Annotated in this window: 34 protein-coding genes, 1 tRNA gene and 1 pseudogene; 13 read left to right on the top strand and 23 right to left on the bottom strand. The window is 64.6% G+C overall.

The window, feature by feature from the left end; all coding sequences use genetic code 11:
• Positions 1-17 precede the first annotated feature (17 nt).
• The 4 genes from A5724_RS31920 to A5724_RS31905 all read left to right on the top strand — a co-directional run bounded on the left by A5724_RS31920 (position 18) and on the right by A5724_RS31905 (position 2,658).
• Positions 18-512, top strand: coding sequence for a molybdenum cofactor biosynthesis protein B (locus A5724_RS31920; protein ID WP_067811985.1), 495 nt, complete (start codon positions 18-20; stop codon positions 510-512).
• 160 nt (positions 513-672) lie between these two features.
• Positions 673-831: a hypothetical protein gene (locus A5724_RS34315; RefSeq protein WP_197518870.1), complete on the top strand. Its 159-nt coding sequence runs from the start codon at positions 673-675 to the stop codon at positions 829-831.
• A 390-nt stretch (positions 832-1,221) separates the two neighbouring features.
• A complete protein-coding gene (locus tag A5724_RS31910) occupies positions 1,222-1,857 on the top strand; it encodes an MspA family porin (protein ID WP_067811981.1) in 636 nt (211 codons plus the stop codon).
• A gap of 165 nt (positions 1,858-2,022) precedes the next feature.
• On the top strand, positions 2,023-2,658 hold the full coding sequence (locus A5724_RS31905; protein ID WP_067811979.1) for an MspA family porin: 636 nt from the start codon (positions 2,023-2,025) through the stop codon (positions 2,656-2,658).
• Between the two features lie 59 nt (positions 2,659-2,717).
• Here the strand turns inward: A5724_RS31905 and mscL are convergent, their stop codons facing one another.
• Positions 2,718-3,176, bottom strand: a complete 459-nt coding sequence (gene mscL / locus A5724_RS31900; protein ID WP_067811977.1) for a large-conductance mechanosensitive channel protein MscL — start codon at positions 3,174-3,176, stop codon at positions 2,718-2,720.
• Positions 3,177-3,288: 112 nt separating this feature from the next.
• Here mscL and A5724_RS31895 point away from each other — a divergent pair, with 112 nt between their 5' ends.
• Positions 3,289-3,477, top strand: a complete 189-nt coding sequence (locus A5724_RS31895; protein WP_156752544.1) for a hypothetical protein — start codon at positions 3,289-3,291, stop codon at positions 3,475-3,477.
• Here the strand turns inward: A5724_RS31895 and A5724_RS31890 are convergent.
• The 3 genes from A5724_RS31890 to A5724_RS31880 all read right to left on the bottom strand — a co-directional run bounded on the left by A5724_RS31890 (position 3,471) and on the right by A5724_RS31880 (position 5,201).
• A complete protein-coding gene (locus tag A5724_RS31890) occupies positions 3,471-4,118 on the bottom strand; it encodes an SAF domain-containing protein (RefSeq protein ID WP_067811975.1) in 648 nt (215 codons plus the stop codon). The two genes, A5724_RS31895 and A5724_RS31890, sit on opposite strands and share 7 nt — an antisense overlap.
• Positions 4,119-4,185: 67 nt before the next feature.
• Entirely contained in the window at positions 4,186-4,512 is a 327-nt protein-coding gene (locus A5724_RS31885; protein WP_067811973.1) for an FmdB family zinc ribbon protein, read from the bottom strand.
• Positions 4,513-4,604: 92 nt separating this feature from the next.
• Positions 4,605-5,201: a 5-formyltetrahydrofolate cyclo-ligase gene (locus tag A5724_RS31880; RefSeq protein WP_067811971.1), complete on the bottom strand. Its 597-nt coding sequence runs from the start codon at positions 5,199-5,201 to the stop codon at positions 4,605-4,607.
• A gap of 85 nt (positions 5,202-5,286) precedes the next feature.
• On the opposite strand from A5724_RS31880, the gene A5724_RS31875 reads away from it, so the two are divergent.
• From A5724_RS31875 to A5724_RS31855, 5 genes are all read left to right on the top strand, one after another.
• Positions 5,287-6,198, top strand: coding sequence for a UTP--glucose-1-phosphate uridylyltransferase (locus tag A5724_RS31875; protein WP_067811969.1), 912 nt, complete (start codon positions 5,287-5,289; stop codon positions 6,196-6,198).
• A gap of 37 nt (positions 6,199-6,235) precedes the next feature.
• Entirely contained in the window at positions 6,236-7,501 is a 1,266-nt protein-coding gene (gene glp / locus A5724_RS31870) for a gephyrin-like molybdotransferase Glp (RefSeq protein ID WP_067811968.1), read from the top strand.
• A gap of 20 nt (positions 7,502-7,521) precedes the next feature.
• Positions 7,522-8,175 carry a GNAT family N-acetyltransferase gene (locus A5724_RS31865; RefSeq protein WP_067811965.1) on the top strand — a complete coding sequence of 218 codons (654 nt, stop codon included), beginning with the start codon at positions 7,522-7,524 and terminating at the stop codon, positions 8,173-8,175.
• Between the two features lie 156 nt (positions 8,176-8,331).
• A complete protein-coding gene (gene glpR, locus A5724_RS31860) occupies positions 8,332-9,357 on the top strand; it encodes a gephyrin-like molybdotransferase receptor GlpR (protein WP_067811963.1) in 1,026 nt (341 codons plus the stop codon).
• Positions 9,358-9,404: 47 nt separating this feature from the next.
• Positions 9,405-9,477 (top strand) — tRNA-Ala (locus A5724_RS31855).
• 149 nt (positions 9,478-9,626) lie between these two features.
• Here the strand turns inward: A5724_RS31855 and A5724_RS31850 are convergent.
• Positions 9,627-10,121 (bottom strand): TetR/AcrR family transcriptional regulator, encoded by a 495-nt coding sequence (locus tag A5724_RS31850; protein ID WP_369830690.1) that lies wholly within the window; start codon positions 10,119-10,121, stop codon positions 9,627-9,629.
• 325 nt (positions 10,122-10,446) lie between these two features.
• On the opposite strand from A5724_RS31850, the gene A5724_RS31845 reads away from it, so the two are divergent.
• The 3 genes from A5724_RS31845 (at position 10,447) to A5724_RS31830 (ending at position 13,327) form a co-directional block, all read left to right on the top strand.
• Complete coding sequence (locus A5724_RS31845) at positions 10,447-11,718, top strand: cytochrome P450 (RefSeq protein WP_067812057.1); 1,272 nt, start codon at positions 10,447-10,449, stop codon at positions 11,716-11,718.
• Between the two features lie 110 nt (positions 11,719-11,828).
• Positions 11,829-12,005 carry a hypothetical protein gene (locus A5724_RS34860; RefSeq protein WP_232005044.1) on the top strand — a complete coding sequence of 59 codons (177 nt, stop codon included), beginning with the start codon at positions 11,829-11,831 and terminating at the stop codon, positions 12,003-12,005.
• Between the two features lie 503 nt (positions 12,006-12,508).
• Positions 12,509-13,327, top strand: a complete 819-nt coding sequence (locus A5724_RS31830; protein ID WP_082965387.1) for an ABC transporter permease — start codon at positions 12,509-12,511, stop codon at positions 13,325-13,327.
• On the opposite strand, the pseudogene A5724_RS31825 reads toward A5724_RS31830, so the two are convergent.
• The 18 genes and pseudogenes from A5724_RS31825 to msrB all read right to left on the bottom strand — a co-directional run bounded on the left by A5724_RS31825 (position 13,290) and on the right by msrB (position 25,871).
• Positions 13,290-13,647, bottom strand: a pseudogene (locus A5724_RS31825) (group III truncated hemoglobin). The gene A5724_RS31830 and the pseudogene A5724_RS31825 sit on opposite strands and share 38 nt — an antisense overlap.
• Before the next feature lie 22 nt (positions 13,648-13,669).
• Complete coding sequence (locus A5724_RS31820; RefSeq protein ID WP_067811957.1) at positions 13,670-14,116, bottom strand: hypothetical protein; 447 nt, start codon at positions 14,114-14,116, stop codon at positions 13,670-13,672.
• A complete protein-coding gene (locus A5724_RS31815) occupies positions 14,113-14,760 on the bottom strand; it encodes a metalloregulator ArsR/SmtB family transcription factor (RefSeq protein WP_067811955.1) in 648 nt (215 codons plus the stop codon). The genes A5724_RS31820 and A5724_RS31815 overlap by 4 nt, the downstream gene beginning before the upstream one ends.
• Positions 14,761-15,185: 425 nt before the next feature.
• The gene (locus A5724_RS31810; protein ID WP_082965386.1) at positions 15,186-15,782 is read right to left on the bottom strand and encodes a sigma-70 family RNA polymerase sigma factor; all 597 of its coding nucleotides are present in this window, start codon (positions 15,780-15,782) and stop codon (positions 15,186-15,188) included.
• 373 nt (positions 15,783-16,155) lie between these two features.
• A complete protein-coding gene (usfY, locus tag A5724_RS31805; protein WP_156752542.1) occupies positions 16,156-16,452 on the bottom strand; it encodes a protein UsfY in 297 nt (98 codons plus the stop codon).
• Complete coding sequence (locus A5724_RS31800; RefSeq protein ID WP_067811953.1) at positions 16,452-16,802, bottom strand: hypothetical protein; 351 nt, start codon at positions 16,800-16,802, stop codon at positions 16,452-16,454. Before A5724_RS31800 ends, usfY begins: the two co-directional genes overlap by 1 nt.
• Positions 16,803-16,842: 40 nt before the next feature.
• Positions 16,843-17,763: an NADP-dependent oxidoreductase gene (locus A5724_RS31795; protein ID WP_067811950.1), complete on the bottom strand. Its 921-nt coding sequence runs from the start codon at positions 17,761-17,763 to the stop codon at positions 16,843-16,845.
• A gap of 31 nt (positions 17,764-17,794) precedes the next feature.
• A complete protein-coding gene (locus A5724_RS31790) occupies positions 17,795-18,307 on the bottom strand; it encodes a YkgB family protein (protein ID WP_067811948.1) in 513 nt (170 codons plus the stop codon).
• 81 nt (positions 18,308-18,388) lie between these two features.
• A complete protein-coding gene (locus A5724_RS31785; protein WP_067811942.1) occupies positions 18,389-19,459 on the bottom strand; it encodes a sodium:calcium antiporter in 1,071 nt (356 codons plus the stop codon).
• Positions 19,460-19,469: 10 nt separating this feature from the next.
• Positions 19,470-19,748 carry a DUF6510 family protein gene (locus tag A5724_RS31780; protein ID WP_067812050.1) on the bottom strand — a complete coding sequence of 93 codons (279 nt, stop codon included), beginning with the start codon at positions 19,746-19,748 and terminating at the stop codon, positions 19,470-19,472.
• Between the two features lie 17 nt (positions 19,749-19,765).
• Positions 19,766-20,506 carry a ferredoxin reductase gene (locus tag A5724_RS31775; RefSeq protein ID WP_067811938.1) on the bottom strand — a complete coding sequence of 247 codons (741 nt, stop codon included), beginning with the start codon at positions 20,504-20,506 and terminating at the stop codon, positions 19,766-19,768.
• A 3-nt stretch (positions 20,507-20,509) separates the two neighbouring features.
• Entirely contained in the window at positions 20,510-21,109 is a 600-nt protein-coding gene (locus A5724_RS31770) for a sulfite oxidase-like oxidoreductase (RefSeq protein ID WP_067811936.1), read from the bottom strand.
• Between the two features lie 9 nt (positions 21,110-21,118).
• Positions 21,119-21,415 (bottom strand): hypothetical protein, encoded by a 297-nt coding sequence (locus A5724_RS31765; protein WP_156752541.1) that lies wholly within the window; start codon positions 21,413-21,415, stop codon positions 21,119-21,121.
• A complete protein-coding gene (locus tag A5724_RS31760; protein WP_067811932.1) occupies positions 21,399-21,911 on the bottom strand; it encodes a YetF domain-containing protein in 513 nt (170 codons plus the stop codon). The genes A5724_RS31765 and A5724_RS31760 overlap by 17 nt, the downstream gene beginning before the upstream one ends.
• Complete coding sequence (gene ctaD / locus A5724_RS31755) at positions 21,908-23,569, bottom strand: cytochrome c oxidase subunit I (protein WP_369830691.1); 1,662 nt, start codon at positions 23,567-23,569, stop codon at positions 21,908-21,910. The genes A5724_RS31760 and ctaD overlap by 4 nt, the downstream gene beginning before the upstream one ends.
• 56 nt (positions 23,570-23,625) lie before the next feature.
• Complete coding sequence (gene tal, locus A5724_RS31750; RefSeq protein WP_067811928.1) at positions 23,626-24,732, bottom strand: transaldolase; 1,107 nt, start codon at positions 24,730-24,732, stop codon at positions 23,626-23,628.
• Positions 24,733-24,879: 147 nt separating this feature from the next.
• Positions 24,880-25,392, bottom strand: coding sequence for a peptide-methionine (S)-S-oxide reductase MsrA (msrA, locus tag A5724_RS31745; protein WP_067811926.1), 513 nt, complete (start codon positions 25,390-25,392; stop codon positions 24,880-24,882).
• On the bottom strand, positions 25,389-25,871 hold the full coding sequence (gene msrB / locus A5724_RS31740) for a peptide-methionine (R)-S-oxide reductase MsrB (RefSeq protein WP_067811924.1): 483 nt from the start codon (positions 25,869-25,871) through the stop codon (positions 25,389-25,391). Before msrB ends, msrA begins: the two co-directional genes overlap by 4 nt.
• Positions 25,872-25,879 lie beyond the last annotated feature (8 nt).

Genomic DNA, 25,879 nt, shown 5'->3' with positions numbered 1-25,879 from the left:
CATATACGGTTGCACTCATGGAACAGCCAGGGGAGTTGGTGGGCCGGGCGTTGGTTGTCGTCGTCGATGACCGCACCGCTCATGGCGAGGAAGACCACAGCGGACCGTTGGTGACCGAGCTGCTCGGTGAGGCGGGCTTCGTAGTCGACGGCGTGGTGGTGGTCTCGTCCGACGAGGTGGAGATCCGCAACGCGCTCAACACCGCCGTCATCGGGGGAGTGGACCTCGTGGTGTCGGTGGGCGGCACGGGTGTCACCCCGCGTGACGTCACTCCTGAAGCGACTCGTGATCTGTTGGATCGCGAACTGCTCGGCATCTCCGAGGCGCTGCGGGCGTCGGGCCTGTCGGCCGGCATCGTCGATGCGGGCGTATCGCGTGGGCTCGCCGGGATCTCCGGCAGCACCCTGGTGGTTAATCTCGCGGGCTCTCGCGCCGCCGTTCGCGACGGCATGGCGACGCTCAATCCGTTGGCCGTTCAAATCATCGGCCAGCTATCCAGCTTGGAGATCTAAGCAGATTGGTCTCGCTGCGGGTCCGCTGCCGCGACGCTGGTTCGGCGTCGCGATCGGTGGTGGGATGGCTGCTGCAAATTTCAACGCCGTACCGGCGGTTACAAGTGTGTGAAAAGCCTTCCATGCAGGAATGTGATCTTCGTCACACAGGAATGGCGTTGTGACCGACCAGTCAAAGCGGACCCGAGATGCAGTTAACAAGATCTTCGGGGATCCGTTGCGCGAGTTACCCGTTGACGAGGCGAACACTTTTTCGCCGGACGAGGCCGCCGAGCACGACCAGTGGTTGCGGGACAACATTCCGCCTCACCATGATTGACCTGTGATTTCCCTTTAAGCGCGGAAAATGCCAGGTGGTCGGCTGCCCTCGCATGCTTATGCGAATGTGCGCAGCGATTGCGACCGTGTTTTCTCGCCACCGCGGCGCGACGGGCCTCCCGGCGGTCATCGGAACCCCTCAGTGGAGCGACAGCAAATCCCCATCGGCGACTGGCGAGTTCCGCGTTCATGTCGCCCACGCGTTGCCGGGGAGATGCCTCCCCGTTATGTTCCTCGTGTCAACGATGAGCGAAACGTAAGAGCAGCATGTGAGGTCTCTCATTTGCGTCACATGCCACTCGCGCGTCGTGTGTGGTTTAGCGGTTGGGGCCACTCACGTACAACAACACGGCGGACTTGCCGGTCCGGCGTCGACATAGCTAGGGAGAACATGAAGGCAATCAGTCGGGTGCTGGTCGCGATGGTGGCGGCGCTGGCCGCTTTGTTCGTGAGTACGGGCACCTCTCACGCAGGTCTGGACAACGAGCTGAGCCTGGTTGATGGCCAGGATCGGACGCTGACGATCCAGCAGTGGGACACCTTCCTCAATGGTGTGTTCCCCTTGGACCGCAACCGGCTGACTCGTGAGTGGTTCCACTCCGGGAGTGCGGTGTACAACGTGGCCGGCCCGGGTGCTGATGAGTTCGAGGGCACCTTGGAGTTGGGTTACCAGATTGGTTTCCCGTGGTCGCTGGGTGTGGGTATCAACTTCAGCTACACCACGCCGAACATCCTGCTCGACGACGCGTCGCTGTTCCCGGTGTTCAACCCGTTGGGTTCGGTGATTACTCCGAACCTGTTCCCGGGTGTGTCGATCTCGGCGGACCTGGGCAACGGTCCGGGTATCCAGGAGGTTGCGACGTTCTCGGTGGACGTGTCGGGTCCGCACGGCAAGGTGGCGGTCTCCAACGCGCACGGCACTGTGACCGGTGCTGCCGGTGGTGTGTTGCTGCGTCCGTTCGCTCGGTTGATCTCCAAGGCCGGTGACAGCGTCACCACCTACGGCGAGCCCTGGAACATGAACTAACTCCCAGCTCAGGGCGTAGACCAGGCAGCCCCCGGCGATTTCGCCGGGGGCTGTTTCGTCGTTTCACCACAGTAACGAGAGAAGTCAGCTACAACATCTGTAACGGTTGCATCACGGCATGCGATCACCCGTTGTAATGGCCAGGCCTGGACAGATGGGGAGTACATGAAGGCAATCAGTCGGGTGTTCGTCGCGATGGTGGCGGCGCTGGCCGCTTTGTTCGTGAGTACGGGCACCTCTCACGCAGGTCTGGACAATGAAATGAGCCTGGTTGATGGCCAGGATCGGACGCTGACGATCCAGCAGTGGGACACCTTCCTCAATGGTGTGTTCCCCTTGGACCGCAACCGGCTGACTCGTGAGTGGTTCCACTCCGGGAGTGCGGTGTACAACGTGGCCGGCCCGGGTGCTGATCAGTTCGAGGGCACCTTGGAGTTGGGTTACCAGATTGGTTTCCCGTGGTCGCTGGGTGTGGGTATCAACTTCAGCTACACCACGCCGAACATCCTGCTCGACGACGCGTCGTTGTTCCCGGTGTTCAACCCGTTGGGTTCGGTGATTACTCCGAACCTGTTCCCGGGTGTGTCGATCTCGGCGGACCTGGGCAACGGTCCGGGTATCCAGGAGGTTGCGACGTTCTCGGTGGACGTGGCGGGTCCGCATGGCAAGGTGGCGGTCTCCAACGCGCACGGCACTGTGACCGGAGCTGCCGGTGGTGTGTTGCTGCGTCCGTTCGCTCGGTTGATCTCCAAGGCCGGTGACAGCGTCACCACCTACGGCGAGCCCTGGAACATGAACTAACCAAGCCGGACGACGATCAAGCGGCGCCTGCGCCGCTGGCAATCGAATCAGGGCCCCGTTCAGTTCATGTCGGCGCTGGTTGTCTTCGCGGTGTCAGGGCTCGGGCCGGTTCCCGGGCCGCTGACATGCTTGCCTGACTGCCCGTTCGTCTCGGCGAGAATGTTGCGGATTTCGGTGAGCAGGCTGAGTTCGGTGTCCTGAGCCTGCTCGACCTCGCCCTTCTTGCGCAGCCTGTTGTAGGGCAAGACGACCAGGAAGTAGACGACCGCGGCGACGAGGATGAAGTTGATGGCCGCCGACAGCAGGACGTTGAGATCAATCGTCTGCCCGCCGCCGATGTTGATCCGCAGGATGCCGTAGTCGGCGTCGCCGCCTGCACCGATCCGGTTGATCAACGGTTGGATGATGCTGTCGGTGAACTTCGTGACCAGCGCGGTGAACGCGGTACCGATCACCACCGCGACGGACAGGTCGACGATGTTGCCCCTGGACAGAAACTCCTTGAACCCCTTCAACATGCGCTCGAATCCTCCCTGCATTCCTTGACACCTGGTAGTGGCAGACGTTAGTCGCGTTGGACCTGCGGCGGACGCACTCTGGTGCTAGCTTCGCGGGGTGCGGTGGGTGCTGATGGCTGTAGCGGTCGGGATTTCGACGTTCGGGATCGGCACGGCCAGTGCCGAACCCACGCCCTCGCCTGCCCCGGGGCCCGCGACCACCTCGACGTCTGACGAGTTGGCCGACATGGTGATGGACGCGATCGAGCACGGCGCCGCCGCGGCGCCGACGACCACGCCGGTGCCCGCACCGCATCAGTGAAAGGTCAGCGTCACCGTCTGCAGAAGTGTCGCCGCGGCCACCTTGTTGGCGGCGTGACCGGGCAGCGCCACCAACACCACGCGGTCACCACCGGCGGCCGCGCCTTTCGGTTTTTCCGACACCACGACCACGACGGCGTCCGTCGCCACCAACTGCGTCTGGCTGTCGGCGTCTGAACCCGCCGCGAGCACATCCACCACATCGCCGGGGCGGACCAGATCGAGGACCGCGCTGTCAGCCAGTGGCAGTGGCACGATGCGTGCGTCCGGGCCCGCGACCGCTCCCGCCAACCGCGGGCCCAGCACCCGGACATCGGTCAGCACTTCCCCGCGGCGGGCGGGCCCGGCAAGCGTGGCGCCGAGCACCGCGCCGACGTCCGCTCGCGCACCGTCGGGAACCGTTGCGGCAGAACGATTTTCCATCCTGACGTCATCGGCGGTCAGCGCGACGCCCGATGCGAGGTCGCGCGCCGCGACCACGACGTCGGTGCGTTCGCCCTGGGGGTTCGAGCGGACCGCGACGACGGCGGCGAGCACGACGAGGGCGCCTGCGGCCATCCTGCGAGCGGCGAGCGTGCGCGACCAGTCGGGGCGGGCGGCGAGCAGCCGACTCAGCATAGACGGATTGAGTGAGTCCCCCATGCCGCAACGCTAGGCGGCGCAACGCAGTGACAGCGCGGCCAAGCGGCCCGCCTGTGGATAACTTCGGCTAGCTCGACGCCGCCGCGGCGGGTGCGGCGCTGGTGCTGGTGGAGCTCGAACCGTTGGAGGACGAACCGGACTTATCCGACGACGACGAAGAGCTGGTGGACTCGGACGACGAGCCGTTGGACGAGCCGGAGGATGTTTTCTTACCCGATTCTCGGCTGTCGGTGCGATAGAAGCCGCTGCCCTTGAACACCACGCCCACGTTGCCGAACAGCTTGCGGAGCCGGCCGTTGCACTTGGCACAAGTGGTCAGCGCGCTGTCGCTGAACGCTTGCACCGCGTCGAACCGATCGCCGCACTCTGTACACGCATAGGAATAGGTGGGCACAGAAACCTCCGAGGTGGTCAAACTTCTTAGCACTCTACCGGCTCAAGTGCTAGAACCGCTACGTGGGCTGGATCATTCCGTGCGCGAACTCGTCAGCCGAGTGGGGCCAGGCCGCCGTGCGGCGTCAGCGCGTGCGTCATCCGGACGTCGTGCGGTTCGGCGGGCAACCGGTCGACGAGTTCGCCGTCACGGACAACGGCCACCAACCGCGCCGCCGCCGCGGCCAGCGGCAGCGACCGGTCGTAGAACCCGGCGCCGCGGCCCAACCGGACCCCGCTGCGGTCGACGGCCAGCGCCGGAACCAGCACCACCGTGGCGGCCCCGATCGCGTCGGCGTCCAGCCACGGTTCGGCCGGCTCCTGCAGACCGAATTGCGCAGCCACCAGCGCGCCTGGCCGGTATTCGCCCCACTGAAGCGGCACCGGCACTCCCGCGGCGTCGTGCCGGGCGACCGGCAGCAACACCCGGACCTGGTGTCGCAGCAGCGAATCGAGCATGTCCACCGAACCGGGTTCGGACCCGACAGGAACATATGCGCAGACGGTGATGGAAGGGGTGATGAATGAGCGCATATGCGCACACAGCGCGTCCGCCTCGGCGTTGTGCAGGTCCGGCGCCACGGCTCGGCGCGCCTTCAGGATCTCGGAACGCAGTTCGGATTTGGTGGGGCCCGCCACGCAGACAACCATGGCAGCCTTCTCGCAGCCACCGCAAAACAGATCTACCCGGAAGGCTTCCCGGCCCATCCACGACGAGGGCGTTAGGGTGTGAACGATGACACGGCCTGAGGTACCGATCCCGTACACCGCAGTCGTTCCGGCTGCGGGTCTTGGGACGCGATTCCTGCCCGCGACCAAGACCGTGCCGAAGGAACTGCTGCCCGTCGTCGACACACCCGGCATCGAACTGGTGGCCGCCGAGGCCGCGGAGGCCGGTGCGGAGCGGCTGATCATCGTCACCTCAGAGGGCAAGGACGGCGTCGTCGCGCACTTCGTCGAAGACCTCGTCCTCGAGGGCACGCTGGAGGCCCGCGGCAAGAAGTCGATGCTCGAAAAGGTGCGTCGCGCACCGGCGCTGATCAAGGTCGAGTCGGTGGTGCAGGCCGAACCGCTCGGCCTCGGCCACGCCGTCGGCTGCGTGGAGCAGAGCCTGTCCGACGATGAGGACGCGATCGCGGTGCTGCTGCCCGACGACCTCGTGTTGCCGACCGGTGTGCTGGAGACCATGTCGAAGGTGCGCGCCAAACGCGGCGGCTCGGTGCTGTGCGCGATCGAAGTGGCGCCCGACGACATCAGCGCATACGGCGTCTTCGACGTCGAGCCTGTGCCCGATACGAACAATCCGAACGTGTTGCGCGTCAAGGGAATGGTCGAGAAACCCAAAGCCGAAGACGCGCCGTCGCTGTACGCCGCGGCGGGACGGTACGTGCTCGACCGCGCGATCTTCGATGCGTTGCGACGCGTGCCGCGGGGCGCGGGCGGCGAGATCCAGCTGACCGACGCCGTCGAGCTGTTGATCGGAGAAGGCCATCCGGTGCACGTGGTGGTGCACCGCGGGTCTCGACACGACCTTGGAAATCCTGGCGGCTATCTCAAGGCTGCGGTTGACTTTGCGTTGAAGCGCGACGACTACGGTCCCGAACTGCGGCGGTGGTTGGTGGAGCGACTGGGGCTGATCGACTGCTAGACGCTACGACGGGCCCCTGACGGCAGAAAGGCGCGCAGTGCGTTCGGTGGAGGAGCAGCAGGCCCGGGTGGCGGCCGCCGCGGTGGCGCCACGCCCGGTTCGGGTGGCCATCGCCGAGGCCCAGGGCTTGATGTGCGCCGAGGAAGTGGTCACCGAGCGCCCGCTGCCGGGATTCGACCAGGCGGCCATCGACGGGTACGCGGTGCGCAGCGTGGACGTGCTCGGCGTCGGCGGCGGCTCCGACGGTGACGAGGACGGCGAGGACGTCAACCGCGAGGTGAGCCTGCCGGTGATGGGCTCGATCGAAGCCGGTGCACGGACGCCGAGCAGGCTGCAGCCGCGGCAGGCCGCACGCGTGCAAACCGGCGCGCCGATGCCGACGCTGGCCGACGCGGTGCTGCCGCTGCGCTGGACCGACGGCGGCGAGTCGCGGGTCACCGTGCTGCGGGGCGTGCGCTCCGGCGCCTACGTCCGACGCACCGGCGACGATGTCCAGCCCGGCGACGTCGCGGTGCGGGCGGGCACGATCATCGGGCCGGCCCAGGTGGGCCTGCTGGCGGCGGTTGGCCGCGAACGGGTGCTGGTGCATCCGCGGCCCAGGCTGTCGGTGATGTGCGTCGGCGGTGAGCTGGTCGACATCTCGCGGACACCCGGCAACGGGCAGGTCTACGACGTCAATTCCTACGCGTTGGCCGCGGCGGGCCGCGACGCGGGCGCCGAGGTGACCCGCGTCGGCATCGTCGACACCGACCCGAAGGAATTGCGGGAAGTCGTTGAGGGCCAAGTAAATCGGGCCGAGGTCGTGGTGATCGCGGGCGCGGTGGGCGGCGCCGCCGCAGAAGACGTGCGCTCGGTGCTGGCGCAACTCGGCGAGATGGAAGTCACGCGCATCGCCATGCACCCTGGCTCGGTGCAGGGGTTCGGACAACTCGGGCCCGACGGGGTGCCGGTGTTCCTGTTGCCCGCCAACCCGGTCAGCGCGTTGGTGGTGTTCGAGATCATGGTGCGGCCGCTGATCCGGCTGTCGCTGGGCAAGCGTCAGCCGATGCGGCGGGTCGTGCAGGCCCGCACGCTGTCGCCGATCAGTTCGGTGGCGGGCCGCAAGGGATATCTGCGCGGCCAGTTGATGCGCGACCAGGACACCGGCGAGTACCTGGTGCAGGCCCTTGGCGGCGCGCCGGGGGCGTCGCATCTGCTGGCGACGCTGGCCGAAGCAAACTGTCTGGTGGTAGTTCCCAGCGAGGCCGAGCAGATCCGCACCGGCGAGATCGTCGACGTCGCTTTTCTGGCTCAGCGCGGCTGAATCGACACCGGCGGTCCGTCATGAACCTTTGGCGTTCGAGCTCACTACATCCGGGGTGGCCGATGCCCGTCGGTCCGCTGCGGGTGCCGGGCGGGCTGGTGCGGCTGCGACCGGTGCGGCTGCGCGACGCGGCGAAGTGGAGCCGGATCAGGCTGGCCGATCGGGCACACTTGGAGCCGTGGGAGCCGGTAACCGATGTGAATTGGGATGTGCGACATGCGGTTTCGTCGTGGCCGTCGGTGTGTTCCGGGTTGCGCTCGGAAGCCCGCAAGGGCCGGATGCTGCCGTATGTCATCGAGGTGGACGGTGAGTTCGCCGGTCAGCTGACGATCGGCAACGTGACGCACGGTGCGCTGCGGTCGGCGTGGATCGGTTACTGGGTGGCCAGTTCGGTGACCGGACGCGGGGTCGCGACTGCCGCGCTGGCGTTGGGTCTGGACCACTGCTTCGGTCCAGTCATGCTGCACCGCGTCGAGGCGACGGTGCGCCCCGAGAACGCGGCCAGCCGGGCGGTGCTGGCAAAGGTGGGTTTCCGCGAGGAGGGGCTGCTGCGACGCTACCTCGAAGTCGACGGCGCGTGGCGCGACCACTTGCTGGTGGCCGTCACCATCGAGGAACTCAACGGGTCGGCGGCGTCGGCGTTGGTGCGCGAGGGTCATGCGACCTGGGCATGATCGGAGGGCAGCGAAGCGGTGCCCGCTGTTACTGATGTGACATTTGTTGCTGGTGGTGCTTGTCAGCTGTGAATTACAGGTGTGTAATTGACTCGGCGCGCCGTCCCCGGATGCGCTGGTCACGGACCTAGCCTGTAGGGGAAAGGAGCAGGCGACATGCCAAGCATCCCCCAATCCCTTCTTTGGATCTCTCTCGTCGTGCTCTGGCTCTTCGTGCTGGTTCCGATGTTGATCAGCAAGCGCGACGCCGTGCGCCGCACCAGCGATGTGGCGTTGGCGACGCGGGTGCTCAACACCAGTCGCGGAGCGAGGCTGCTGCGGCGTGGCAGGCCGGCGGCCGGACACAACAGCGATCCGGACTGGCAACCCTCCGAGGACGACGACGACCTCGACGACGAGATGCACGAGGAGTCGAAGGAACGCGCAGTGGTGCGCGCGGCGGTCGTCGAATCCGAGATCGACAGCGAGCCAGACTATCTCGACGTGGACATCGTCGACGAGGACTCCGGTGCGCTGCCGGTGGGGGAGTCGGCGAACGAGGTCGTCGAGGCTGCCACCGCGCCCGAGCAGGCGGACGAGTTGCCGCTCGAATTCGCCGAGGAACCGGAAGCCGAGGAACTCGAAGCCGAGGTGCCGGCCGCCGAGTACGAGCCGGAGTCCGACGGCACTGCGGACGAGTACGAATACGTCGACGATTCCTCGGGCCTGGAAGCCCCGTCGGAGACCGATCTGCAGATCGCCGAGTCGATCAGTGCCGCGCGCAGGCGGCGCTCGGAGGCGAGAGCGGCCAGCATCGACGCCCGCAAGTACAAGTTCCGCAAGCGGATGCTGACGGCGCTGACGCTGGCGATCATCGTGGCCGCCGCGGCGGCGATCGCGTTGACGCCCGTCGCGTGGTACGCGTGCGGGTCGCTCAGCGCCATCACGATCCTCTACCTGGCGTATCTGCGTCGTCAGACCCGCATCGAGGAGCGGCTGCGGCGCAGGCGTGCCCAGCGGATCGCGCGGTCCCGGCTTGGCGTGGAGAACACCGACGACCGCGAGTTCGACGTGGTGCCGTCGCGGTTGCGCAGGCCCGGTTCGGTGGTGCTCGAGATCGACGACGAGGACCCCATCTTCGAGCACCTGGACTACGCGCCGTTCGCCCGCGACTTCGACCTTCCGCGGGCGGCAGGCCAATAGATTTTCGGTGCTGACCACGCGGCTGGTAACCTGTGCTACCGGTATCAGGGGCTATGGCGCAGTTGGTAGCGCGACTCGTTCGCATCGAGTAGGTCAGGGGTTCGATTCCCCTTAGCTCCACAACATTTCAGCAGGTCAGCGTGCCCGGCCCACGCTAAGTCTTCGAAGCCGCGCGCGGCAACTTGAAGCGCGCCGTTGAATAGGTCGGCATAGATGTCGAGGCGTCACCGACGCCGTGTACCGAGCTCTCGGAGCTAGAGCGCAGTCAATCAGCGAAGTCCCAGGGTCACCGATGGCGCGGCGAACCGCTTCACCAATTCACGCTCGGTGTGTTTGTCCTTGACGGGCCAGTACCACAAGGCAAAGGTGACGCGGATAAGCCACTGCGCGGCCAGTGGGTCGCTGTGCCCGATCATTTCTTCGGCCATTTTGACCACGAAGGGTGATGCGGTCACAGTCCCGGTGTCGTCGTCAGGGCGAATGTCGCCCATCATGAGCTTCCCCAGTGGTTCAGCGCGCATGGAGTCCAGCGCCACGACGATGGCCGTTGCAATCCGCTCAGTTCCCTCCATCCCAGCTACGGCTTGCCGTATCGATCCGATTATCCGCTGGGAAAACGCAAAGATAAGACGTTCGAGGATCTCCGCCTTCCCTCCGGCATGGCGATAGATCGTTGCGGGCGCGCAATTCAACTCCGCGGCAAGCGCATTGATGGTGAACGCTTCAAAACCATTGCGCGAGACGAACTCTGATGCTGTCGACATAATCCGGTCACGCGCCTCCGCGCTACGGTCCGCTCCGAGGACCCAGTCTCTCCGTCCCACGGCTACCAGCCTTCCCGCTGAGGCGCCGACAGACAACAAATCCGTTCTCTCACGATGAGACATATTCGTTGATCTGTCACATCAATGTTCGCAGCTCTGTGCAATTCGCGACGACAGAAGTGGTAGCCGGCAAGGTAATAAGCCTTTCAACTTTGATCACAACCATTGACCACCCGGTCGGCAGGTAATGACGCTGAGGGGAAGTGCTGTCGAAAGGGTGTGCTGAATCTTGAAGCTCGGAACGGCCGCTGACGGGGCGGGCTCGATGTTCTCGCCCCTCGTTGCGGCGGGGCGATTGAACGTCTCTGCAGCGGTCCGCACGTACAGACGTGGCTACAGCGGCTGGACGGGCGCGGTCAATACCGACTACGACCCGTTGGACCCGGCCGTCGCCGCACAACCCCACGCTGCTTACGACGCTTTGCACCGCAGCGGACGTGTCCACTACAGCCCCCGGCGCGCCACATGGATTCTGCACAGGCTCGACGATGTCCGCGCAGCCCTACGCGACACAGACCGAGTCACCAGCAGCCATGGGGTGACCCGAGTACGGATGGTCGCCGATCTGGTCGTGGTCACCGATGGCGAGCAGCACAGCCGCCTCCGTAAACAGGTCCAACCGGCGTTCACAAAAGGCGCCCTGGACAGTTGGCGCACCATCATCGACAAGCTCGCCGCCGAACTCGTCGACGCCATGATCGCTGACGGCAACTGTGATGCCGTACAGATGCTGACGATGCCGATGCCGCTCCGCGTGATCGCCGCCATCCTAGGCGTCCCCGAGAGCGACATCGCCGACTTCCGCCGTTGGTCGGACGACAGCACCCAACTGATCAACTTCACCCCCACGGTGAGTGGGGTCGTGAGTACAGTGCGATCCATGCGGGCCGCTGTAGCGCTGCGCCGCTACTTCTTGAAGCACCTCGCAGATGGGCACCTCAAGGGATCGGACACCGTCCTCGGACGCCTGTTGGAGCACAACACCGACGGAGCGCTCACCGACAACCAGTTGTTCTACATCGCCATCCTGCTTCTGATCGCCGGTAATGAGACAACGACCAACCTTCTTGGCGGGATGCTGCACACCTACGCCCGCTACCCCGATCAATACGACATGATCCGCGCCAACCCCGACCTCATCCCGCAGGCCATCGAAGAACACGTCCGCTACACCAGCCCCATTCAAAACCTCTACCGCTACACCCGCGCCGACTATCAAGTAGGCGACGTCACCATCCCAACGGGATCGCGTGTGTTGATGTCATTCGGCGCGGCCAACCGCGATCCACGGGCCTTCGACGACCCCAACACCTTCCGCGCGGACCGCAACCCGCGCTCCCACGTCGGCTTTGGCTACGGCCCACATCTATGCCTCGGAGCACCACTGGCACGCATGGAGGCACAAGCCGTACTCCGTCAACTAATCGACCGCGTGTCACGAATCGAAAGCACCGGGCCCACAACATGGTCCACCAACAGTTCACTACGCGGCCCGACACACCTCCCCGTTGTTCTGCACGAGAGGTCGACGCCATGAAGTCTGGATTTGCACGATCCGACAGATGGGCCGTATTCGGGGGTCTAGCCCTCATGGCGTCCGGTATCGCGCACCTTCTGCGCCCGAGTGCGTTCGAATCGGTAAATCGGATGGCCTTCAACGATCGCATTCGCGCCCACGTGCTTATCAACGGCAGCATCGAAGCAGGACTGGGCTTTGCGTTGCTCAGTTCTCGTACGCGTCGAGCCGCCATGGCCGCCACACTTGCCTACCTGACCTATTTCAATGCCAGCCTGCTGTACAGGCAGCGCATCTTGGCCAACTAATCACACACATACAGGCGGGTGGGATCGACCACCGCACCCACCCGGGCCGCAGACTGGCGCGGACGTCTATCCGTATGACCATACGAGCCATGCACGGCCCTTAACTGGGCAAATCCGGTCGAATACCACACCCGGATGCCTCTCGCGCCACCGATCCAAGAACCGAGCGAAACTGTCCCCGCCCAGCACATCATCGAACGGGTTCGACCCGTCCGACTCGGAGACCAGGAAATGAATCCGAAAATCCTCACTGCAGATCCGAGGCGCGATCGCACTGTCGGCGTTCCACATCATTAGCCACACCGCCAGCGCCGCATCCGAGGTTCTTTCCACCATGCGCGTGTTTTCGTTCATGACACCAGCCGCGACAACGGTATGTCGGTGTCTGTGTGCCACGTTGAGGTGGCCGTGCCCGCGCCAGCGGCTGCTCTGTCTGGGAACTACGCCGAACTGAACTGTCACTGAAGCGATTACGGCCAGGCTGCAAGTGGACACTGAAACGCATGCTCTCCTCGCAGCCAGTACTCAATCCCGCGCTGATCGTCGTATGCGTCTTCATGGTCGTCGCTGGTGCGCTGATCTACTGGTTGACTGCGCTCGGATCGCCGTGGACTGTTCCGTGGGCAGCCATTCGCGCGGCGGTCCAATTGACTGCCATCGCGACCGTGCTTGCCGCCGCACTCACCCGGTTGTGGTCCTCGGTCCCCGTTTTGGCGGTGATGTTCGTGGTCGCCAGTATGACCGCCGCCCAGCGCAGCCAGGCAAGACGCGGCTCCCCGTTGCTGATGGTTTCTCTCGCGCTCGGGATGGTCGCGGTGTTGCCGTTGTTGTTGCTTTCCGGCGTCGTTCCGCTGACGGGCGTAGCGGTCGTGCCCATCGTCGCAATCGTGCTTGGCAACACCATGACTGCCGTATCAGTTTCGGCGCGCTTGGCTTTGGATGCGCTGAGACTGCGGATCGGAGAAGTGGAGGCGGCTCTTAGCCTTGGCATGAGCGAGCGGGACTCGCGGATGGAAATCATTGGGCAGACTGCTAGCAACGCACTGCTGCCCAATCTCGATTCGACGAGAACAGTCGGCCTCGTCACGCTTCCGGGAGCCTTCGTTGGCGTGCTGCTCAGCACCGGATCAGCCGCGCAAGCCGCAGCCGTTCAGATTCTCGTGCTGATCGCACTGCTGCTGTCTCAGACATGCGGAGTCGCCGCGACCGTCGAATTGATCGCACGCGGCATGATTTCGAGGCAACCGCGAGACACCGCCACTTCATTCGCGGTCTTCGGTGTCCTCACGCGTTTGCTTGACCGAGCTCTCGGACGCCGCTGAGGCGACGGTGCATCGCCATGGCGATTCGGGCGGCTTGAATCTTGGCGTGGTCGGCGACCGGGCCGCGATACATGTGGTCAATGGTCGTAGTGCCGGTGCGCCTGCAGCGTATTGCGCCGATACAGTCCAGCCCGGAACAACACTGTCTCCCAGAAGTCACACATGATTGGCAGGTGGTCGTCGAGGCCGCGCGCGGACAACTCCGCGAACGGCTGGGCGAGAAGGTCGTCGCGAAATGCTGCGCCGTAGAAGCGGCGCAACAACGATTCGACGTCGCCGCGGTTGGCAAGATCGCAAGAAGGCGGTGCTGGCGCAGTCATGTTGGGTTCCTCCTGGAACTTGTCAGGCGGCCAGCACAGCGACGCCGCCGACGATCAGTCCGACGACCTTCACCGACTCCAGCGCGACATAGCCGTAGTGGGCCCGCGACCGGCGGCCCGGACCGTCGGACGTGGACGCGGCGGGTCCGGACAGGACCAGGTCCGAGCGGCGCGACAGGCGCGGTCGCACCACCAACAGCTGGGCGGCCAGCGCCACCACCACGACACCCACCGCGATGACGGTGGTCGCCGACGGTGGCCGATACCCGAATGCGATCAGCAGAACCGCTGCCAGGACGGCTTCTACCGTGTTCAGCGCACGGAATACCAACCTGCCGATTCCCAGCCCGATCTGCAGCGACACTCCCGGGGCCCGGAATTTCAGAGGTGCCTCGATGAACGAGATCGCCAACACCATCCCCAACCAGGTGAACATGACCGCGACCGCGACCGCGTGGGCCGTGCTCATGATGAGGCTCCCGCGGCCGGGGCAAGATGCGCCACGCACAGATTTGGTTCAGCGAACGGGGTCAACCCGTCGACGGTGATCGGGGCGCCCCAACTTTCCAGCGCGCCTTGCATAAGCCCAAGATGCACCGGGCAGACCACATCGCGGCGGGTGCCTGCCACCTCCAGAAACGGGCAGTTGCGTAGCCCAATCTCATCTTTTCCCGTTGTCGCGGAACGCTTTTCGGGTGCAAAACCCAGATCGTTCAGCAGATCGGCGAGCCGATCGACTGCCTGGCGGCGACTGCGCGCGCTGCCGGGCGCGGCGACATGGTCGGCCCAGGCGCGCCCGGCGGCGACCGCCCGACGTGCAGGCTGGGATTGGCGCCCCAGCGCATCGGCGAGGATTGCGGCCAGCGTCCGGTAGTCACGCGGACCGCCTGGATCCATCCCCGCGATCGCGCGGAACATCAGCGGGGGCCTGCCGGGTTTGGTGTGGTCGGCCTCAACGACCTGAACCCGTTCGGACTTCACCAGCGCCTCGAGGTGAAACCGCGCGGTGTTGGGATGAATCCCTAGCTGCTCGGCGATGTCAGAGATGCTCAACGCGGCGTCTGCGGCCCGCAGCGCCGCCAACACGTCCTGGCGTCGGCCCCGGTATGTCATGACCTGAGTTTACACAATAAAGCATTGTAGAAACTAGGTGGCTTAGAGAAATCGCACCGGTCATCCGCGACGCAACGCCCGCGCCAACGTCGCACTCCCGGCTTCGCACGAACAGGCTGCTGCGGCGCGGGGTTTCGCCAACCTCAGGCTGCCGGCGTGATGAGTGCAAGCCCCGGGGCGTCATGGTCCGCGGACACTGCGAGCTCGAGGAGCTGCTTGACACGGTCGACCTGACGGATTCGGCTGACCGGGTCCAGATCCGTAAAGCGTTTTTGACCTTCATGAGCACATTGCCGAGGAGGAGGATGGTCTCTTCCCGGCCTCGCTGACAACGCTTGACGGCGATGATGGGACCAAGCAATCGCTGGCTGGCACGATGCGAACCCAGACCGGCGCATGATCAGCCGCGGACAGGGGCACCGCGCTCATGCGCCTTCGTGGCTCGCCTGCAACAAGATTCGCAGTCGCCGCCGCCCGCGGTTCAGACGTGACACGACGGTGCCTTCGCGGCAGGCCATGAGCTCCGCGATCTCCCGGCACCGCAGACCCACGACATCGCGGTAGTAAATAGCCAGCCGAAATTGCAGCGGCAGCGTCGCCATCGCCTCGACGAGTTCCTCGTGGGGCAATGCTGCGAGTGCGTCGAGTTCGGCCGACCGTGTCCCTTGCGCCGAGTGTCGATCCAGCGCGGCAAGCTGTTGGTCTGTGATGTCGTCGGTGAGGTACTCGTCTGGGCGGCGTTGCGCACGTCGCGCGCAATTGATGTAACTGTTCGTCATGATGCGAAACAGCCATGCCCGGAGGTTGCTTCCTTCGGTGAAGGTGTTGAAGCCGGCGTACGCCCTCAGCATCGTTTCCTGCACGAGATCTTCGGCGTCCACGGCGTTGCGGGTCATTCGGCGAGCGTGTTTGTGAAGTTGGTCCAGATAGGGGAGCGCGTCGTTTACGAACCGCGCGGCAAGCTCTCGGTCGCACGAAGCCGACGGTGATTCGCTACCTGCTGGATGGTCGACTGTTTCCATGCGAACATCCTGGCTACGGTTCGGGTGAGTTGTAATCGTCCGAATTGGCGATTCACCCGGGTGACTATGTCGCGCAGTACAATTCAATCCGAACGTAGAACAGCGACCGCACAAGCCCGCTATGGTTCGGCGGATCCGCGGGTGGGTTCGTGCACCTCGAGGTTCGAGCCGCGAAAGAGCAGCCGCAGATCGAGTGACCGCGCGTCGGACGTTTCAGCGGCGAAGTCGACAGCGACTTGACTCGAAGTTTCGGTTTCCTCCAACGGCCGGCGGGACACGAGTTGATCAGACCTTGTCCACGAGAACAGATAGTCATCCGGCGATGACGATCAACACGGCACAGACGGCGAGCACGACACCGATCCTCATCGTGTCAGGCCCGACCGCCTTGGTGCGTGGCCTGCCACTGCGCCTCGATGCGGGTGACTCGGCGATTCTCCACGACGAGCCACAACACACCGGCGACCGTGCCGAGGACGGCGATCAGAATCGTGGCGGGCAGCCATTCGTAGTGTCGGTACCCAGCGGCCGCTGCCGCGCCGATCACTCCGAACATCGATACGACCAGAAGGATCAACCCCGGCCAGATGAAGTTGTCCTTCATCGCGATACCAGCGTGCGGTTGGGTGGTCCGTGAGTGATCCGTCGGATCGTCGTGCGTGTCTCCCATCACCGCACCCCTTCGTGGATCAGCAGTTCCGGCAGTGTGATCGCCCCGATCGTCGTCACCAGCCACACCACAGTCGTCGAGGCCAGCCAGGGTGCCACGCCGGCGATGGTGAGTCCACGCGTCAGCGTCGACGCGAGGATCAAGGCCACGATCGTCAAACCCAAGCCGGTGCCCCCGAGGAGCAGCGGTACATACCAATGCGGCAACCGCAACATCGGTATCAACAGGACCGCCTGCGCTGCCGCGAACACCACTACGGCAACGGCGAAGCCGGCTACCGACAGCGAGATTCCGGGAACGATCCACGCCGCCGCCAGCAGTCCGATCGTCCACGACACTGGGAGCGCCACTGCATGAACGACGAAATGACTAGCGCGCTCCGATGCCCTTTCAGTCCTTGGTAACACGAACGATCGTCTTGCCGGGGACGCGCTTTTCGGGAGCGAATGCGGCGGCAGCTTCGGCGAGAGAGACCACAGCGCCGACGACCGGATGAAGACGCCCGTCGCGCACCCGCGCAGCGAGGTCGGTGAGCCGGGCAGTGTCGGATTCGACAACGAAATAAATTGCGCGGCCGTCTCGCGGCTGGGTCTTGGGCGGTTCGGCGATGCTGACGAGCGTTCCGCCGGCGCGCACCAGTGCAATGGAGCGGGCGAGGACATCTCCACCGATCACGTCGAAGACTACGTCGACTTCCCCTGCAGCCTCCAGCTTTTCGGTCTCGAGGTCGATGAACGCGTGCGCACCGAGCGATAGGGCTCGCTCCCGATCCGCGGCCCGGCCGGTGCCGATGACGCGCGCACCGACCTCACGAGCGAGCTGCACCGCGACCGAACCGACGCCGCCGCCAGCGCCGTGGATGAGGACCGTTTGTCCAGTGGTGAGGCGGCCGTGATCGAACAGCCCCTGCCAGGCGGTCAAACCGGAGATCGGCAGAGCAGCGGCGGTTGTGTGGTCGATGTCGATCGGTAGCGGAGCGAGGTTACGGGCTTCGACAGCGGTGTACTCCGCAAGCGAGCCGTTGCGGTCCCAGGGGACCAGCCCGAAGACCAGCTGACCAACACTCAAACCGGTTGTGCCGTAACCTAACTCGGCGACCTCGCCGGACAACTCGTGGCCGGGCACACTCGGTGTGCGGTCGCGCCCCGCGCGATCGGTCCAGGTGTCCGGCCAGTCGAGTTCCCCGGGGATGAAACCCGCGGCGTGTACCCGCACGACGACGTCGTTCGTCGCCGGCTGCGGGTACGGCAGGTCTGTCAGCGACAGACCTGCGACACCAGCGTCACGGTCCGAGACAGTGATGGCTTGCATTGCGCGTCCTTCTGAGGGTGGGTTGTGGTGGTCACTCGGTGGAGATCGTGGGTTGTCTGCGGGCGGCATCGACTGCGTCCGCGAGCAGAAAGAGCGACAGGCCGAGCAGCGCGATGTCCTTCATCAGGAACTCGCCGTCGGCGGACAGAATGGGAAAGCCGCCCGCGGACGCCTCGCCTTCGCCGGGGGTGGTGACCATGAAACTCAGCGTCATCACGAAGAACAACGAGGCGAATACGCCGCCCACCACGGAAACCTTCGGCCACCACGGTTTGACGGCCAACAGTGCAGCGGTGATCAATTCGATCGTCCCGTTGAATCGGCCGAAGCCGTCGATGGACATGAAGTTGTAGAGCCAACTCAAGAACGGGCTGTTGGCGACCCAATGCGAGATACCCTGGGACTCATAGGAAGTGAACTTCATGGCGCCGAACCAGGCGATGACGATCACCAGACCGTAGCGGGCGACAAGCGCCGCGATCTCCCTGATTCGGGAACTCGTTCGCACATCGACCGCGCTTGCAGTGGCCAGATTCTGTGACATGTGACCACTATTTGCGAACACGGGGTCATTTGTCTTCACCCGTTGCCTTATCTCACCCCGGGTGAGATGAGGCGACCGCGATCACCGCATGTTCGAGATGGTGAACAGTCCGACCACGCCAAGGCTGTATAGGACGGCGACGGCCAGCGAGTCGACACCCAGTCGGGCGATGCGGCGGCGGGGCCGAAACAGGAGGCCGGCCGCGTAGATCAGTGTCAGCACCATGCCCAGTGCCGTGAGATAGATGTCGCTGCGCTGTGCTGCCGGCAACACCGCGTGCCCCGAGAGCAGCGTCGCGGGCACGAAGAGCACCGGCAGGAAGGCGTTTCCACCGAAGACGTCGGATACGGCGAGTTGGTAGTCGCCGTGCCGCACCGACCTCAGGCCGGTGGACAATTCCGGCAACGAGGTCGCCGCCGCCAACACGGTCGCACCGAACAGCACACCGGACAAACCCGTGTGGCCAGCGATGGCGTCCCCGCTGCGCTCCAACACGACTCCTGCGATCAACGTCACGACCGCGGCAAGGCCGAAGCTCACCGCGGCCCTGGCTGTACTGGTCCCCGCGGCGGTGGCCTGCTGCTCGGTCATCGCGGCGCGATATCCGCGGGGCTGCTGCTGACCGTCTGGGGGTTGGCCCGACTCCTGCCAGGGCAACGAGCGGCCCGCCCGTTGTACCAACACCAGGCCGAGCACCCACACCACGAGGATCAGCACCGGGGCCGGTGTGAGCCGTCCTGTGATCAGCGTTGCGGGCATCTGGGTGCCGCCGATCGCAATGGCCAACACGGTGACGACCAGTACGGCCTCCAACACCAACACCAACGACGCGGCCCGATACGTCAGCGGTCTGGATCCGTGCACTCCGAACGCGTCGAGGGCCACGAGCACCACCGTCTGAATGGAAATGCCGCCGAGGATATTGCCCACTGCGACACCGATATTGTCCGCTGTCGCCGCAGCGGCGACGATAGCGATCTCAGGCAGATTGGTTGCGATAGCCAACAGGATCAGTCCGCCCAGCGCCGAGCCAAGGCCGAGCCGCATCGTCAGCACATCGGTTTGGTCCGACAACTGAATGCCCGCCGCCCAGATCGTCGTCGCCGCAGCGGCAAACATCACCGCCAACAGCCACGACGGCCATCCGCTCATCGCGTCGGGCTCACCATCCGCGGGCAGGCAAACGGATCCGCCAGGACTGGGTGCCGCCCAGGTCGAGCCATGCGTCCGCCTCGGTCTGCACCAGTCGGGCAAGGACGTGGTCGCAGCGCGGGCAACGCACAACGATGCCAGGAGCGCGCAGATAGACGTGACTCTCGGCAAAGGGTGTGATCTGACCACACGCGGCGCACTTCACCGTCGCGGTCGTGACATCGAATCCGACCACTCCTGCGAATGCGCCCGCAGCGGCGTTACCATCGACGTGCGTCGGTTCTGTCATCATTCCTTCTTCCTGGATTAGCCGCTCGGCCCGAACCTCTCGGTGCGGATGACCGATGGCGAATGGCCTTGCTCGATCAGTTTCGTGGTCACGGATTCGACGAATCCCGTTGGGCCACAGACATAGGCGCGGAACCCGTCGTGGGCCGTCCATCCGGGCGCTTCGAGGTCACGGGAGTCGATCCGGCCGTGCGGTCGCGCCATCTGCGGTGGGGCTGCCCGGGTGTAGATGACGGCGACTTGCAGCCAATCACAGTTGCGCTCGAGTTTGCGCAACTCTTCGGCGTAGAAGACGTCGGCCGGACTGCGCACCGAATAGACAAGTCGAAACTCGGCGCTGCCCACCGTTATCCGCTGCCGTAGCATCGCCATCAACGGCACAATCCCCGATCCGCCTGCGATCAACATGTTGCGGGTCTCGTCGGCCGGTCGCCAAACGAACCAGCCGCCAATGGGTCCACGGAGTTCGATTTCCTCGCCAGGACGCACCGTCATGAGATAGGGCGAGACTTCTCCGTCGACAATCTCCTGCACGGTGAGTTCGATGCGGTCGCCGTCGGTCGGTTTGCCCAGGGAATAGCTGCGCTGCGCGCTGTACCCGTCCGCAGCGGTCAGCTTGAGATCGATGTGCTGGCCGGCCAAGTGGCCGCCCCAGCCGGGCACAGCCAGTCCGATCGTTCGCGCAGATGCGGTCTCGGGCACCGAGTCCACCACCCGAGCAATCTGCCACCGCAACTTCGGTGTCGAACCATCGCCCACGCGTCAATCCCCGGCGTAGCGTTGTTCTTGCCATGGGTCTCCGTAGCTGTGATAGCCCAAACCCTCCCAGAAACCTGGTATGTCGCTCTCGCGCAAATCGATTGATCGCACCCACTTGGCCGACTTCCAGAAGTACAGATGCGGCACCAGCAACCGCGCCGGGCCGCCATGCACAGGGGTAAGCGGTTCGCCTTGATACGAATAGACGATCCAGGCCTTCCCGCCGAGCAGATCTGCCAGCGGAATGTTGGTGGTGTAGCCACCGTAAGAACCGACCAATGCGAATTCGGCAGTGGTGTCGACCGAATCGAACAAGGTATCCAGAGAAACGCCCTCCCACTTGGTATCCAGCTTCGACCAGGTGGTGACGCAGTGAATGTCGACAGTGAGCCGCTCTCTTGGCAGCTGCATCAAATCGCCCCAGTTCCATCCGTGTTCGCCGCCGTGTTCGTCGCGGATGGTGAGCTGCCAATTGTCGAGATCGATCCGCGGAGTCGGGCCTGCTTGCAGAACTGGGAAGTCCGTGGTCAAGTGCTGACCGGGCGGCAGCGGCCGAGCCGAATCTGTGCGGCGCCCACGAAACCCTTTGTTGACAACAGTCATTGGTGCTCCTTATCCGGTGTTCTCGCGGTTTCCGGGGATCGCCGTGGGCGCCGTCGGTGCGTGGACCGTCGGTGTGAACCGGTTTCCTCCGGTGGGGTTGATGCTCTTTTCCGTCGGTGCGGGTGGTGGCGCATCCGGGGGCGCGGTCCGCGTGGTGGTAGTTGTCGTCGTGGTCGGCGATTTGGTGGTCGACGGCTCGTTGGATCCGTTACCGCCGCAACTGGCTATCGATGCCGCCACCCCGGCAAGAATCGCCGCGCCCGCCGCGGCACGCATCAGGCGGACGCGATCAAGCTTTTTCGTCACGACATCTCCCATCCAGAATGGATATGGCCCCTTTTGCTTCGAGGACGGCCAGGTGAACACCGTCGGCGTTGAGGTGCCCGTGCTCGCGCAGCAGCGCCTTCAGATCCGCTGTCGTCAGACCGGAACGGCGCAGGTTGCGTCGGTTCACTTCACCTTCGGTGATCAGGACCATCAGCGGCGGATCGATGAACCGGCGGAGGGCGGGAATCAAGCGCAGACGCGTGAGGAGTGCGTGGGCGGCCAGGAGGCACAGCAGCGCGGTGGTCGCCTGCAGCCACCCCGTGTCGGTCGCAGTGGCCGCACGACCGACGATGGCGCCGGCGGCCACAGCGGCGATCCAGTCGAACGGCGCGAATTCCGCCAGGATGCGTCGTTCGGTGAAGCGAAACAGGATCGCCGCGGTCAGAAACAGCGCCGCGGTTTTGAGCGCAACGCCACCAACAGTCGGGAGATCACCGATGAGGGCATGCACGGCCCAGTTGACCTGATCCGTCATCGCGCGGTCGCTCCGGGCGTCGCGCGGCGAGTACGCCGTACGTGGGCTTCGTCATGTAGCCGATCCACCATGTGGGGATAGTGCAGCTCGAAGGCCGGTCGTACCGAACGGATCCGGGGCAGCTCGGTGAAGTTGTGCCGCGGCGGCGGGCAGCTGGTGGCCCACTCCAGTGAGTTGCCGTAACCCCACGGGTCGTCGACCAGAACCGGCTCGCCGTAGCGCCAACTCTTGAACACGTTCCACACGAACGGCAGCATCGACGCCCCGAGGATGAGCGCGCCAATCGTCGACACGACGTTGAGCGTGGTGAAGCCGTCGGTGGGCAGATAATCGGCGTAGCGGCGCGGCATGCCGGCGGCGCCCAGCCAGTGCTGCACCAGGAACGTGGTGTGAAAGCCGATGAACGTCAACCAGAAGTGCAGCTTGCCCAGCCGCTCGTCCAATAACCGCCCGGTCATCTTCGGGAACCAGAAATACACGCCGGCGTAGCTAGCGAACACGATGGTGCCGAACAGCACGTAGTGGAAGTGCGCCACCACGAAGTAGGAGTCGGTGACGTGGAAGTCGATTGGCGGGCTGGCCAGCAGCACACCCGACAGACCACCCAGCAGGAAGGTGATCAAAAAGCCGACCGAGAACAGCATCGGTGTCTCGAAGGTCAACTGGCCCTTCCACATCGTGCCGATCCAGTTGAAGAACTTGATGCCCGTCGGTACCGCGATCAAAAACGTCATGAAGCTGAAGAACGGCAACAGCACCGCCCCGGTGGCATACAGGTGATGTGCCCACACCGCGATCGACAGCGCGGCGATCGACAGCGTCGCGTAGATCAGCGTGGTGTAGCCGAAGATCGGCTTGCGGGAGAACACCGGAATGATCTCGGTGACGATGCCGAAGAACGGCAGCGCGATGATGTACACCTCGGGGTGGCCGAAGAACCAGAACAGGTGTTGCCACAACAACACGCCCCCGTTGGCCGGGTCAAAGATGTGCGCGCCGAGGCGCCGGTCGGCGGCCAGCCCGAACAGCGCCGAGGTCAGCAGCGGAAACGCGACGAGCACGATGACGCTGGTCACCAAGATGTTCCAGGTGAAGATCGGCATCCGGAACATCGTCATCCCGGGGGCGCGCATGCACGTGACGGTGGTGATCATGTTCACCGCGCCCAGAATGGTGCCAAGACCGCCGACGATCAGGCCCAGAATCCACAGATCCCCACCCGCCCTGGGGGAGTGGATGGCGTTCGACAGCGGGGTGTAGGCGGTCCAACCGAAGTCTGCAGGCCCGCCGGGACTGAGAAAGCCGCCCAGTGCGATCAGGGCGCCGAACAGAAACAGCCAGAACGACAACGCGTTCAGGCGTGGGAAGGCCACGTCGGGGGCACCGATCTGCAGCGGCAGCACCAGGTTGGCGAACCCGAACACGATCGGGGTCGCGTAGAACAGCAGCATCACCGTGCCGTGCATGGTGAACAGTTGGTTGTACTGCTCGTTGGACAAGAACTGTAGGCCCGGCGCGGCCAGTTCGGTACGGATCAACAGCGCCATCAACCCGCCGACGAAGAAAAACGCGAAGCAGGCGACGCAGTACATGATGCCGATCAACTTGTGATCGGTGGTGGTGATCAGCTTGTAGACGAGCGCGCCTTTGGGGGCCATCCGCGCGGGGAATGGCCGCCGAGCGGGCAGATCTTCAATGGCGCGCGCTTGGGTCGTCAACGGTCCGATTCCCCGTAAGCGGCGAGCAGTTGGCGCCAGGACGCTGCGAACTTGGCGACGCCGTCGTTCTCGAGCACCGCGAAGACGTCGGCGAGGTCGACGCCGACCGCGCTGACGTCGTCGAGCACCACTTGGGCCGAACTCGCTGTGCCGGTGACCGAGTCGCCGACGACGACGCCGTGGTCAGCGACGGCCTCGAGAGTGTGTTCAGGAATGGTGCTGACGGTGTGCGGTGCGATCAGCTCGGTGACATACATGGTGTCGGGATAGGACGGGTTTTTCACCCCGGTGGATGCCCACAGCGGTCGCTGCACATGGGCGCCTGCAGAACTGAGTGCGGCATAACGTGTTCCCGCTTCGAACACGTCCTGGTAGGCCGCATACGCCAGACGGGCATTGGCGATAGCGGCCCGTCCACGGAGCGCCTTTGCGGCGTCGGTGCCTATCGCCTCCAGACGTCGATCAATCTCGGTGTCGACCCTGGAGACGAACAGTGAAGCCACGGAATGGATTCCGGAGAGGTCCCGTCCGGCGCGTTGTGCGGCCTCCAGTCCGGCCAGATACGCATTCATCGCCTGACGGTGGCGCTCGACCGAGAAGATGAGTGTCACGTTGACTGAAATGCCTTCAGCGACTGCGCCGGTGATGGCTGGCATCCCGGCCGGCGTAGCGGGGATCTTGATGAATAGGTTCGGCCGGTCGACGATCTTCCACAGCTCCGCGGCCTGGCTGACGGTCGCCTCGGTGTCATGGGCCAGCAGTGGATCGACCTCGATCGATACCCGTCCGTCGACGCCGAGAGAGGTCTCCCACTGCGGGCGTAGGACGTCGCACGCCACCCGCACATCGTCGGTGATGACCGTGCGGATCGCTGAGTCGGCGTCGGTGCCCCGTTCGGCCAACTGCGTGAGTTGTTTGGTGTAGGACTGGCTTTGGGAGATCGCCTGCGAAAAGATCGACGGGTTGGTGGTGACGCCCACGACGCTTCTGGTGTCGATCAGTCGCTGTAGATTGCCCGACACCAGGCGGTCGCGGGACAGGTGGTCCAGCCAGACTGACACTCCCGCCGCCGACAGCGCGCTGAGAATGGGGTTCTGCGTCATCGAGCAGCCGCCTGGGACGAATGTCGACCCAGCTTCGAAACTCGCGCAGCGATCAATCCCGCCGCGAACGCGATAACCGGCGAGTATGCCGCGGCCAGCATCTCCCGATCGCGCGCCGACATCCCGTAACGCTTCACGCGTTTGCAGTCAGTCATCAGATCCGCTGCGGGACGGCAGTTTCCACTCTGGACGCACGTAGTGGCAGGTGTAGCCGCCGGGGTAGCGCTGGAGATAGTCCTGGTGTTCGGGTTCGGCTTCCCAGAAGACGCCGGCCGGCGTCACCTCGGTGACCACCGGAGCAGGCCACCGCCCCGATGCGTCGACGTCGGCGATGGTGTCGCACGCGATGCGCTTCTGATCGTCGTCGGAGTAGAAGACCGCCGAGCGGTAGCTGGTGCCGACGTCGTTGCCTTGACGGTTTTTTGTCGTCGGGTCATGGATTTGAAAGAAGAACTCGAGCAGGGCGCGGTAATCCGTTTTCGCGGAGTCGTAGGTGATCTCGATCGCCTCGGCGTGTCCGGGGTGGTTGCGATAAGTGGGGCGCTCGTTTCGGCCGCCGGTATATCCGACCCTCGTGGACTGGACACCCGGTAAGTGGCGAAACAGGTCCTGCATACCCCAGAAGCATCCGCCTGCGAGAATTGCGGTTTTCGTCGTCATTGCCGCGGCTCTGTGAGTTCGGGATCTGCCTGGTGCGCCTTGCCGAAGAGAACTGAGTACTCGCCGTAGCCCTCGGCTTCGAGGTTGTCGCGGTGGATGAAGCGCAGCGCCGCGGAATTGATGCAGTAGCGCAACCCGCCTTCGGACGGCGGTCCGTCGGTGAAGACATGCCCGAGGTGGCTGTCGCCGTGGCGCGAGCGCACTTCGGTGCGCACCATGATGTGTCGGTGGTCGGACTTCTCGACGATGTTGTCGGTGTCGATGGGTCTGGTGAAGCTCGGCCATCCCGTACCGCTGTCGAACTTGTCGACCGAGGCGAACAGCGGCTCACCCGACACCACGTCGACGTAAATGCCTGGCTCGTGGTTGTCGAGGTACTCACCGGTGAAAGGGCGTTCGGTGCCACTTTCTTGGGTGACGTAGTACTGCTCGAGGCTCAACGCCGCGAGCGCTGCTGGATTCTTCTGATAGTCGTGCATCGATGTGT

Origin of the sequence: Mycobacterium sp. ACS1612, from assembly GCF_001667505.1 — a bacterium.
Lineage (GTDB): Bacteria > Actinomycetota > Actinomycetes > Mycobacteriales > Mycobacteriaceae > Mycobacterium.
The sequence above is the reverse complement of the archived record's forward strand: the minus strand, read 5'-3'. Positions and strand labels throughout refer to the sequence as shown.

What these genes read in the sequence shown, in the direction of transcription:
- A5724_RS31920 (WP_067811985.1), top strand. Translation starts at nt 18, where the DNA reads ATGGAACAGCCAGGGGAGTTGGTGGGCCGGGCGTTGGTTGTCGTCGTC.
- A5724_RS31910 (WP_067811981.1), top strand. Translation starts at nt 1,222, where the DNA reads ATGAAGGCAATCAGTCGGGTGCTGGTCGCGATGGTGGCGGCGCTGGCC.
- A5724_RS31905 (WP_067811979.1), top strand. Translation starts at nt 2,023, where the DNA reads ATGAAGGCAATCAGTCGGGTGTTCGTCGCGATGGTGGCGGCGCTGGCC.
- mscL (WP_067811977.1), bottom strand. Translation starts at nt 3,176, where the DNA reads ATGTTGAAGGGGTTCAAGGAGTTTCTGTCCAGGGGCAACATCGTCGAC.
- A5724_RS31895 (WP_156752544.1), top strand. Translation starts at nt 3,289, where the DNA reads ATGGCTGTAGCGGTCGGGATTTCGACGTTCGGGATCGGCACGGCCAGT.
- A5724_RS31890 (WP_067811975.1), bottom strand. Translation starts at nt 4,118, where the DNA reads ATGGGGGACTCACTCAATCCGTCTATGCTGAGTCGGCTGCTCGCCGCC.
- A5724_RS31880 (WP_067811971.1), bottom strand. Translation starts at nt 5,201, where the DNA reads ATGGTTGTCTGCGTGGCGGGCCCCACCAAATCCGAACTGCGTTCCGAG.
- A5724_RS31875 (WP_067811969.1), top strand. Translation starts at nt 5,287, where the DNA reads ATGACACGGCCTGAGGTACCGATCCCGTACACCGCAGTCGTTCCGGCT.
- A5724_RS31865 (WP_067811965.1), top strand. Translation starts at nt 7,522, where the DNA reads ATGAACCTTTGGCGTTCGAGCTCACTACATCCGGGGTGGCCGATGCCC.
- glpR (WP_067811963.1), top strand. Translation starts at nt 8,332, where the DNA reads ATGCCAAGCATCCCCCAATCCCTTCTTTGGATCTCTCTCGTCGTGCTC.
- A5724_RS31850 (WP_369830690.1), bottom strand. Translation starts at nt 10,121, where the DNA reads ATGTCGACAGCATCAGAGTTCGTCTCGCGCAATGGTTTTGAAGCGTTC.
- A5724_RS31845 (WP_067812057.1), top strand. Translation starts at nt 10,447, where the DNA reads ATGTTCTCGCCCCTCGTTGCGGCGGGGCGATTGAACGTCTCTGCAGCG.
- A5724_RS34860 (WP_232005044.1), top strand. Translation starts at nt 11,829, where the DNA reads ATGGCCTTCAACGATCGCATTCGCGCCCACGTGCTTATCAACGGCAGC.
- A5724_RS31830 (WP_082965387.1), top strand. Translation starts at nt 12,509, where the DNA reads ATGCTCTCCTCGCAGCCAGTACTCAATCCCGCGCTGATCGTCGTATGC.
- A5724_RS31820 (WP_067811957.1), bottom strand. Translation starts at nt 14,116, where the DNA reads ATGAGCACGGCCCACGCGGTCGCGGTCGCGGTCATGTTCACCTGGTTG.
- A5724_RS31815 (WP_067811955.1), bottom strand. Translation starts at nt 14,760, where the DNA reads ATGACATACCGGGGCCGACGCCAGGACGTGTTGGCGGCGCTGCGGGCC.
- A5724_RS31810 (WP_082965386.1), bottom strand. Translation starts at nt 15,782, where the DNA reads ATGGAAACAGTCGACCATCCAGCAGGTAGCGAATCACCGTCGGCTTCG.
- usfY (WP_156752542.1), bottom strand. Translation starts at nt 16,452, where the DNA reads ATGGGAGACACGCACGACGATCCGACGGATCACTCACGGACCACCCAA.
- A5724_RS31795 (WP_067811950.1), bottom strand. Translation starts at nt 17,763, where the DNA reads ATGCAAGCCATCACTGTCTCGGACCGTGACGCTGGTGTCGCAGGTCTG.
- A5724_RS31790 (WP_067811948.1), bottom strand. Translation starts at nt 18,307, where the DNA reads ATGTCACAGAATCTGGCCACTGCAAGCGCGGTCGATGTGCGAACGAGT.
- A5724_RS31785 (WP_067811942.1), bottom strand. Translation starts at nt 19,459, where the DNA reads ATGAGCGGATGGCCGTCGTGGCTGTTGGCGGTGATGTTTGCCGCTGCG.
- A5724_RS31780 (WP_067812050.1), bottom strand. Translation starts at nt 19,748, where the DNA reads ATGACAGAACCGACGCACGTCGATGGTAACGCCGCTGCGGGCGCATTC.
- A5724_RS31770 (WP_067811936.1), bottom strand. Translation starts at nt 21,109, where the DNA reads ATGACTGTTGTCAACAAAGGGTTTCGTGGGCGCCGCACAGATTCGGCT.
- A5724_RS31760 (WP_067811932.1), bottom strand. Translation starts at nt 21,911, where the DNA reads ATGACGGATCAGGTCAACTGGGCCGTGCATGCCCTCATCGGTGATCTC.
- ctaD (WP_369830691.1), bottom strand. Translation starts at nt 23,569, where the DNA reads ATGGCCCCCAAAGGCGCGCTCGTCTACAAGCTGATCACCACCACCGAT.
- tal (WP_067811928.1), bottom strand. Translation starts at nt 24,732, where the DNA reads ATGACGCAGAACCCCATTCTCAGCGCGCTGTCGGCGGCGGGAGTGTCA.
- msrA (WP_067811926.1), bottom strand. Translation starts at nt 25,392, where the DNA reads ATGACGACGAAAACCGCAATTCTCGCAGGCGGATGCTTCTGGGGTATG.
- msrB (WP_067811924.1), bottom strand. Translation starts at nt 25,871, where the DNA reads ATGCACGACTATCAGAAGAATCCAGCAGCGCTCGCGGCGTTGAGCCTC.